Origin of the sequence: Kitasatospora sp. NPDC057518 (genome assembly GCF_042802075.1) — a bacterium.
GTDB lineage: Bacteria > Actinomycetota > Actinomycetes > Streptomycetales > Streptomycetaceae > Kitasatospora.
Genome location: NZ_JBHVEU010000368.1, coordinates 1 through 9,016 on the forward strand (window position 1 = coordinate 1; position 9,016 = coordinate 9,016).

Here is a 9,016-nt window from a genome sequence, read left to right on the forward strand (position 1 = left end):
CATCGCAAGGCGGAGGAGGGAGCCACTGCGGTGGGGGCACCTCCCGGCCGAAGGCTGGGGGCCATTGGCGACCGACGACAACGCGGCGAGGTGCGTGCCCCGGCGTCGCGCACCCGGCAAGGACCCGCCGGACAGGCCCTGGGCCGTCAGGCCTTCGTGAGGTGGCGGCCGATCACCAGGCGCTGGATCTGGTTGGTGCCCTCGACGATCTGCAGCACCTTGGCCTCGCGCATGTAGCGCTCGGCCGGGAAGTCCTGCGTGTAGCCGTAGCCGCCGAGCACCTGGACGGCGTCGGTGGTCACCCGCATCACCGCGTCGGTGCAGAACAGCTTGGCCATCGCCGCCTCCTTGGAGAACGGGCGGCCGGCGTCCCGCAGCCGGGCGGCGGAGAGGTAGAGCGAGCGGCCGGCCTCGATCTGGGTGGCCATGTCGGCGAGCATGAAGGACAGGCCCTGGAACTCGGCGATCGGGCGGCCGAACTGGCGCCGGGTGCGGGCGTAGTCGACGGCGAGGTCGAGCGCGGCCTGGGCCACCCCTATCGCGCAGGCGGCGATGCCGAGGCGGCCGGAGTCCAGCGCGGCGAGCGCGATCTGGAAGCCCTGTCCCTCCTCGCCGACCAGCCGCTCGCGGGGCACCCGGGCGCCGTCGAAGTGCAGCTGCGCGGTCGGCGAGGACCACATGCCCATCTTGTGCTCCGGCGGGGCCGCGGACAGGCCCTGCTGGGTGCCGGGGACCAGCAGGCAGCTGATGCCCTTGGGGCCGTCGACGCCGGTGCGCACCAGGGCGCTGTAGAAGTCGGCCTGGCCGCCGTGGGTGATCCACGCCTTGGTGCCGTTCACCACGTACGTGTCGCCGTCGAGGTCGGCGCGGGTGCGCAACGCGGCCGCGTCGGAGCCGGACTGCGGCTCGGAGAGGCAGTAGGCGCCGAGCTGCTCGCCGGAGAGCATGGCGGGCAGCCACGTCTCGCGCTGCTCGTCGGTGCCGAAGGTGGCCAGCGCGTGGCAGGACAGGGTGTGCACGCTGACGCCGAGGCCGACGGCCAGCCAGCCGGCCGCGAGCTCCTCCAGCACCTGCAGGTACACCTCGTAGGGCTGGTCGCCGCCGCCGTACTTCTCGTCGTACGGGAGGGAGAGCAGGCCGGCTTCGCCGAGGGTGCGGAAGACCTCCCGCGGGAAGCGGCCGGCGGCCTCGTCCTCCGCCGCGCGCGGCTGGAGCTCGCGCTGGACCAGGTCCCGGGTGAGGCCCAGCAGCTCGCGGGCCTCCTCGGTGGGCAGCTGGCGCTCCACGGCTTTCACAGGGGAGGGGGTCATGGCGGTGGTCGCCTCCTCGATCGGGGCGCGGGACCGAGGTGTCGGCCGGTCCGGCGTGGGTGTGGCTGGTCGGACCGACCGGCACCGGGTTGCGGTGAACGGCCGTTCACAGTCGTGGCGAAGGCGAGTATGCCCGAAACCCGCGCTGCCGTCACGACCTGCACATATGAACTGGACGCAGTGGCGGGCTACGGCACCGTAGGGTTGACGTTGTGGCTGTATCCGAACCCCTCCCGACCCGATTCCGGCCCGCTCCGGACGACCGGCTGACCGCGCTCGCGGCCGAGTTGCGAGCGCTGCCGCCCTCCTGCGGGCCGGTGCGGCTGGTCGCGGTGGACGGCCACGCGGGCTCCGGCAAGACCACCTTCGCCGGACGGCTGGCGGCGGCGCTCGGCGGGGCCCCGGTGGTCCACCTCGACGACCTGGCCACCCACCGCGAGCCCTTCGGATGGACCGGACGGCTGCGCGAGCAGGTGCTGGAGCCGCTGGCGGCCGGGCGGGACGCCGAGTACCGGGTGTACGACTGGACGCTGCGCCGCTTCGCGGGCGCGGCCGCGGTGCCGGCCGCCCCGGTGGTGCTGGTGGAGGGGGTCGGCGCCGGGCGGCGGGCGGTGCGGCCGTGGCTGGCCCGGGTGATCTGGATGGAGCTGGACGCCGTCTCGGCCCGGCGGCGCGGGGAGGAGCGGGACGGACCGGAACTGGCCGAGTTCTGGGCGGGCTGGGCCCGGGCCGAATCGGCGCATTTCGCCGCCGATCCGAGCCGTCCGCACGCCGTGACGCGGGTCGACGGGGTGACCGGCCGGATCGCCCCGGACACCGTCGGTGAATCTTCAACCAACGCCTTGACCTGCGACATCGCCAGGATCTAGGTTCTCCTCAGCCACCGGAACACCAGATTCCGGTTGCCTCGGACCCGGCGCCCCCGGCTTGTTCCCCCGTGAGCCGGGGACGCCGTCCGGTCCCCTTCCGAAACCCGCTCCCCCGCCGCCCGTTTCGTCGCCCGGCCGCTCAACGGCCGCTCGTGCGATCGCATTTGCCCCTGTGCGGCACCCTTCCGGATCAGCGCCGCGCCGGTACGATTCCTGGCAGGCGCAGTTGCGCCACAGGGGGTCGACGACCACCGGCCAGGCTAGGCGCAGGCAACCCGCCGGCCGAGCCCCGGGCCGCACCGCGGGGGGCGTGAGTGACGACGGTGGACAGTTCCGACAGCACGGCGGGCGGGCCCGACCGGCTCGCCGACCGCGCCTGGCTGCGCGCCATGGACGCGTACACGGCCGGTGCGTACACCCGGGCCGAGGAGGAGTTCCGGGCCGCCGTCCGGCTGGACCCGGGCATGGCCGACGCCTGGCTCGGACTGCACGCGCTGCGCAGCGACACCTCGGCCGCGCTGCTGGCCATGTACCGCAACCAGAAGCGGTTCGGCGAGCAGCGGCGACTGCACCGACGGCCGCTCAGTTCCTGGTACTGGCTGGGCTGGTGGGTGCAGCCGGTGCTGGAGGACGCCCGCGACCTCGCGCTGGCGCACGCCTCGCACTGGCTGGACGGCCGCCACCTCGCCGAGCTGGACCGGGCGTTGGAGCAGTGTCCGGCGCCCAGCGAGGACCCGTCCGCCCGCTTCCTGTACGCCTGCCGGTCCTACCTGCTCAAGGACTGGGAGCAGCTGATCCGGGACACCGACCGCCTGCTGGACGACCCGCTGCTCGGCATCGAGGCCGGGCTGTTCGCCGGCATGGCGCGGGTGCGCCTCGACATGTGCGCCCAGGCGCAGGCCCCGCTGGCCGCCTCGCTGGCCCGCTGCCGCTCCGAGCAGCCGCAGCGCAAGGAGCTGCGGTACTGGCTGGCCCGGGCGTACGAGGGGGCCGGGCGCAGCGCCGCGGCGCTGCCGCTCTACCGGGCGGTGCACCGGGCGGACCCGGCGTTCATGGACACCGCGACCCGGCTGACGGCCATCTCGGCCGAGGACGCGCTCGCCGACGGCCTCGTGGACGCCATCGCGGACGGGCTCGCCAACGGGCTCGCGGACGGGCTGACGGCGGGCGGGAGCCCGGGTGCGGCCGACGCCGCCGCACCGGGCGGGCCGGGTGCCGAACCCGGCTACCCGGACGACGCCGGATACCCCGAACTGCCCGGGTACGGGGAGGAGTTCGCGGACGCGGCCGGGCCTGGCGGCGCGACCGTCCCCGGCGACGGGCTGTCGAGCGACGGAGTGCCCGGCGGGCTGTCGAACGACCTGCTGTCGAACGGCCTGCTGTCGAACGGCCTGGCGTCGAACGGCGGCGGACCCTCGGTGGACGCCGGACTGGTGGACGGCCCCCCGGCGGACGGGGCCCTGGCCGGCGGCGCCCTGCTGGACGGGACCGCGACCGGCGGCGCCCGGCTGGACGGCGCCCCGGCCGACGGCGCTCCGCAGGCCGCCGGAGAGCGCTCCGGCTCGGGCGCCCCGACCGGCCCCGCCGTACCGCCGCTGCCCGCCCTCGGCCGGGTGCAGCCCCGGACCGCCGCCGTGCCGGAGCTCCGGTCCGCCGGCGACGAACGGGAGTTGGACGCGGCCCTGGCCGAACTCTCCCTGATGGTCGGCCTGGAGCCGGTCAAGCGCCAGGTGCGGGCGCTGTCCGCCCAGTTGAGAATGTCGCGGCTGCGGGCCGAGCAGGGCCTGCCCGTCCAGCCGCCGAAGCGCCACTTCGTCTTCTCCGGCCCCTCGGGCACCGGCAAGACCACCGTGGCCCGGATCCTCGGCCGGGTCTTCCACGCCCTCGGCCTGCTCTCCGGAGACCACCTCGTGGAGGCCCAACGCGCCGACCTGGTGGGCGAGTTCCTCGGCCAGACGGCCGTGAAGGCGAACGAGCTGATCGACTCCGCGCTGGACGGCGTGCTGTTCATCGACGAGGCGTACAGCCTCTCCAACTCCGGCTACACCAAGGGCGACGCGTACGGCGACGAGGCGCTCCAGGTGCTGCTCAAGCGCGCCGAGGACAACCGGGACCGGCTGGTGGTGATCCTGGCCGGCTACCCCGAGGGCATGAACCGGCTGCTCGCCACCAACCCCGGCCTCAACTCCCGCTTCACCACCCGGGTCGACTTCCCCAGCTACCGCCCCGGCGAGCTGACCGCGATCGGCGCCGCGCTGGCCGGCCGGGACGGCGACGGCTGGGACGAGGACGCCGCCGAGGAGCTGGCCAGCATCTGCACCCACGTGGTCCGCGAGGGCTGGATCGACGAGCTGGGCAACGGCCGGTTCATCCGCACCCTGTACGAGAAGTCCTGCGCCTACCGGGACCTGCGGCTGACGCTGCTGCGCGAGCCGCCGGGCCGGGAGGACCTGGCCACCCTGCGGCTGCCGGACCTCGTCCAGGCGTACGGGGAGCTGATCGACGGCCGGAGCTGATCCCCGCACCGGCCCCCTGCTCAGCCCCTGAGGAGCGCGGCCTCCCGCTCCCGGTCCAGCCCGACCCTGACCCGGTCGCTCCGCTGCGGCGCGCTGCCGCCGATGGACCGCAGCCAGGCCCAGGTGGACTCGACGGTCTCGGCGACCGGGCGGCAGCGCAGCCCGGCGCCGAGCGCGCGCTCGACCGAGCCGGTGTGCAGGAAGTCGTACAGCTCGCCGGGCGCCAGCCAGATCGGCAGCTCGGTCCACGGCTCGACGCCCGCCGCGAGGATCCGCTCCGGGTCCGTCCAGCGCAGTTCGGCGTCCGAGCCGGTGGCCCGTACGCAGGCCTCCAGCAGCTCGCCCATGGTGGCGTGGCCGGACGGGCCGACCAGGTTGTACGGGCCGCCGAGCCGGGCCGCCGAGGCGTCCAGGAGCCAGGCCGCGAGGTCGCGCACGTCGATGTACTGGAGGGCCAGGTCGCGCGGCCCGGGGGCGAGCACCGGGCCGCCCTCGGCGATCCGGTTGAGCCACCAGGGCAGCCGGCCGATGTCCTCGTGCGGGCCGATGATCAGCCCGGCCCGGGCGAGCAGCGCCCGCCCGCCGAACTCCGCCTCCAGCGCCAGCTCCGCGCCGCGCTTGGCCTCGGCGTAGGGCACCTCGCCGGTGAGGTCCGGGGAGGAGGCGACCACCGGCGCGGCCTCGCCGGCCCCCGCCACCAGCGGGTAGTCGTACACCGACCGGCTGGAGACGTAGGCGTAGTGGCCGACCCGGCCGTTCAGGAGGCGGGCGCTGTCGCGCACCGCCGCGGGGGCCCAGGACCAGGTGTCCACCACCGCGTCCCACTCCCCCGTGCCGAGCGCCGCGAGGCCGTCCGGCGCGGTGCGGTCGCCCGTCAGCACCCGGACGCCCCCGGGCGCGGGCTGCGTGCCGCGGTTGAGGGCCGTCACCTCCCAGCCCCTGGCCAGCGCCTCCTCGGCGACGACCCGTCCGACGAACCCGGTTCCACCCAGCAGGAGAAGTCTCATGCCGACCACCCTGCTACCAGGGTGGCCGGCATGGGAACGGGTGCATGCTCAGGGCAGAATCGCCAGGAGCGGACACGCCGTCGGCGAAAGCCGGAACTCTCCGGGGAGGCGCCGGCCGACGGGCGTCAGGCCGTGGCGCGGTGGTCCGGGTCGTGCATCTCGCCGACCAGCTCCTCCAGCACGTCCTCCAGCATGACCACGCCGAGCGTGCGCCCGTCCTGGTCCAGCACGGCGGCCAGGTGGCAGGTGGCCCGGCGCATCGCGCCGAGGGCGTCGTCCAGCGGGAGGCTGCCGCGCAGCACCGTGATCGGCCGCCACAGGCGGGCCGGGACGGGTGCCGAGGGGTCGTCCACGTCGAGGATGTCCTTGAGGTGGACGTAGCCGAGGTAGCCGTGGCCGGCCGGGTCGCCGTCGGTGACCGGGAAGCGCGAGAAGCCGGTGCGCAGCGCCAGCTCCTCGACCTCGGCGGCGGTCGCCTTGGTGTCCACGGTGACCAGCTGCTCGGGCTTGAGCAGCACCTCGGTGACCGGGCGGCGGCCCAGCTCCAGGGCGTCCTCCAGGCGCTCCTGGCGGCTCTCGTCGAGCAGCCCGGCGTCCCGGGAGTCCGCCAGCAGGTACATCAGCTGCTCGGTGGTGAAGACCGACTCGACCTCGTCCTTGGCGTCCACCCGGAACAGCTTCAGGATGCCGTTGGCGGAGGCGTTCAGCGCCCGGATCACCGGGGCGAGCCAGCGGGCCAGCCGGTCCAGCGGCGGGCCGAGCCAGAGCGCGGCCTTCTCCGGGCCCGCCATGGCCATGTTCTTCGGCACCATCTCGCCGAACACCATGTGCAGGAAGACCACGAGGGCGAGCGAGATACCGAACGAGAGCGGGTGCATCAGGCCGGACGGGACGCCGATCGCGTGGAACGGGCCCTCCAGCAGCGAGGCGATGGTCGGCTCGGCGAGGGCGCCGAGGCCCAGCGAGCAGACCGTGATGCCGAGCTGGGCGGCGGCCAGCATCGCCGAGACGTTGGACAGCGCGTGCAGCACGGTGCGGGCGCGCTTGTGCCCGGCCTCGGCGAGCGGCTCGATCTGGCTGCGGCGCACCGACACCACGGCGAACTCGGCGCCGACGAAGAAGGCGTTGCCGAGCAGGAGCAGCAGCGCGACGGCCAGTTGCAGGGCGGTCATCGGCCCTCCTCCCGGTCCTCGTCGAAGCGCGCGGGCGCGGTGGTGCGCTCCACCCGGACCTCGGTGGTGCGGTGGCGGTCGACACCGGTCACGGTGAACCGCCAACCGGGCAGCTCGGCCTGCTCGCCCACCTCGGGGAGCTTGCCGAGCAGGTCGGCGACCAGGCCGGCCAGGGTCTCGTACGGACCGTCCGGGGCGTTCAGGCCGATCCGCTCCAGCTGGTCGATCCGGGCGCGGCCGTCGGCCTCCCAGACCGGCAGGCCGTTGACCGGCGGCAGCGGGAACAGCTCGGGGTGGTCGTCGGGGTCGTGCTCGTCCTGCACCTCGCCGACGATCTCCTCGACGATGTCCTCGACGGTGACGACGCCGGCGGTGCCGCCGTACTCGTCGACCACGATGGCCATCGGCTGGAGGCGGCGCAGCTGGTCGAGCAGCCGCTCGGCGGGCAGCGTCTCGGGCACCAGCAGCGGCGGCGAGGCCAGCTCGGCGACCCGCACCAGGCCGCGCCGGGCGGCCGGGACGGCCAGGGCGTCCTTGAGCGTGACGATGCCGGTGACCTCGTCCAGGCTGTCGGTGTGCACCGGGAAGCGGGACAGGCCGGTGGCCCGGGTCAGGTTGATGACGTCGGAGGCGGTGGCGTCGCGCTGGAGCGCGGCCACGTCGACGCGCGGGGTCATCACGGACTCGGCGGTCAGCTCGCTCAGCGCGAGGGTGCGGACGAACAGGGTCGCCGACTCCTCGTCTATCGCGCCGGCCTTGGCCGAGTGACGGGCCAGCGAGACCAGCTCGTCGGGGGTGCGGGCGTGCCCCAGCTCCTCCTGCGGCTCGACGCCGAAGGCCCGTACGGTCCGGTCGGCGGTGCCGTTGAGGAAGCTGATCAGCGGGCGGCAGACCCGGGAGAAGGCCATGTGCGGGGCGGCGACCGCGCGGGCCACCTGGAGCGGGCGGGAGATCGCCCAGTTCTTCGGCACCAGCTCGCCGATCACCATCTGGACGACGGTGGCCAGCACCATGCCGACGATCACGGAGACGCCGCGGGCGGCCGAGTCGGGCACGCCGATGCCGGTCATGACGGGTGCGAGCAGGGTCGACAGGGCCGGCTCGGCGAGCATGCCGACCACCAGCGAGGTGACGGTGATGCCGAGCTGGGCGCCGGAGAGCTCGAAGGAGAGGTGCCGCAGGGCCCCGGCGACGCGGCGGGACTTGGCGTCGCCCGTCTCCGCGGAGCGTTCCACCTCACCGCGCTCGACGGTCACGAAGGCGAACTCGGCAGCCACGAAGAGGCCGTTGGCGAGGATCAGGAGAACGGCTGCGAGCAACAGCAGCCAGGCGGTGATCACAGTGCCGCCTGCCTTCCGGGGAGCGGAAGCGAGGCGGCGCAGGTACTACCGGACGGATCGTCCATCGAGGGGGAGTGTCACTCCTCTGGTCGGGTTCGGGCACTCGATTTTCGGGCAGGGCGAACTTTGCCCTGCTTTTACCAGCGTAGACCATACCCGGATGGGCGTAGGAAGCCCGTTCGGCCCGCCGGGGGCGGGGAACCCCAGGTGGGGGGACGTCCGCCCGGGTGCGGGCCGGGGCGCGGGCTCAGGCCCGGCGCAGGCCTTCAGGCCCGGGAGCGGGCTCAGGCCCGGTGCAGGCTTTCAGGCCCTAGAGCGGGCTCAGGCCTGGGCGTGGTGCTCGACCAGGTCGCGCAGCGCCCGGGCGTCCGCGATCGCCTGGTCCTTGCCGACGCCGGACTGGATGCCGACCGCGGCGAGCGAGGTGCCGTCGGCGAGGTCGAGGGTGGCCCACGGGTCGCCCTGGCGGAAGTTGACCCGGACGATCTCGGCCCAGGCCAGCCGGCGGCGGCGGACGAAGTTGACCACCGTCACGCCCTCCGCGTCGGCGCTCACCTTGGGGCGGGCCAGCATCAGGCCGACGCCGGCGAACAGCAGGCCGCTGGCCGTCATCATGATCCGGTCGTTGAGCTGCCAGTTCTCCGGGAGCAGCACGGCCATCGCGGAGAACAGCACCACCATCAGCACGCAGACCGGCAGCAGTACGGCGCGGGTGCGGCGCGGAGCCCAGGTGACGGGGAACTGGACGGACGGCGTGGACACGTGGGTTCTCCGGGGGTGGTTCTGGGGGCGGCAGCACGGC

General features: G+C 74.4%; 7 protein-coding genes. 2 read left to right on the forward strand and 5 right to left on the reverse strand.

Features of this window, described 5'->3' with window-relative positions; genetic code table 11:
- Positions 1-146: 146 nt before the first annotated feature.
- Positions 147-1,310, reverse strand: coding sequence for an acyl-CoA dehydrogenase family protein (locus ACFU7Z_RS29735; RefSeq protein ID WP_049655285.1), 1,164 nt, complete (start codon positions 1,308-1,310; stop codon positions 147-149).
- Between the two features lie 212 nt (positions 1,311-1,522).
- Here ACFU7Z_RS29735 and ACFU7Z_RS29740 point away from each other — a divergent pair, with 212 nt between their 5' ends.
- Entirely contained in the window at positions 1,523-2,179 is a 657-nt protein-coding gene (locus tag ACFU7Z_RS29740; RefSeq protein ID WP_375874883.1) for a uridine kinase, read from the forward strand.
- 389 nt (positions 2,180-2,568) lie between these two features.
- The gene (locus ACFU7Z_RS29745) at positions 2,569-4,695 is read left to right on the forward strand and encodes an AAA family ATPase (protein WP_380780859.1); all 2,127 of its coding nucleotides are present in this window, start codon (positions 2,569-2,571) and stop codon (positions 4,693-4,695) included.
- Positions 4,696-4,715: 20 nt separating this feature from the next.
- On the opposite strand, the gene ACFU7Z_RS29750 is transcribed toward ACFU7Z_RS29745, so the two are convergent.
- From ACFU7Z_RS29750 to ACFU7Z_RS29765, 4 genes are all read right to left on the reverse strand, one after another.
- Positions 4,716-5,702 (reverse strand): NAD-dependent epimerase/dehydratase family protein, encoded by a 987-nt coding sequence (locus tag ACFU7Z_RS29750; protein ID WP_380780857.1) that lies wholly within the window; start codon positions 5,700-5,702, stop codon positions 4,716-4,718.
- A gap of 125 nt (positions 5,703-5,827) precedes the next feature.
- A complete protein-coding gene (locus tag ACFU7Z_RS29755; RefSeq protein WP_049651345.1) occupies positions 5,828-6,874 on the reverse strand; it encodes a hemolysin family protein in 1,047 nt (348 codons plus the stop codon).
- Positions 6,871-8,214, reverse strand: a complete 1,344-nt coding sequence (locus ACFU7Z_RS29760) for a hemolysin family protein (protein WP_049651344.1) — start codon at positions 8,212-8,214, stop codon at positions 6,871-6,873. The genes ACFU7Z_RS29755 and ACFU7Z_RS29760 overlap by 4 nt, the downstream gene beginning before the upstream one ends.
- Before the next feature lie 321 nt (positions 8,215-8,535).
- The gene (locus ACFU7Z_RS29765; RefSeq protein ID WP_049651343.1) at positions 8,536-8,976 is read right to left on the reverse strand and encodes a PH domain-containing protein; all 441 of its coding nucleotides are present in this window, start codon (positions 8,974-8,976) and stop codon (positions 8,536-8,538) included.
- Positions 8,977-9,016 lie beyond the last annotated feature (40 nt).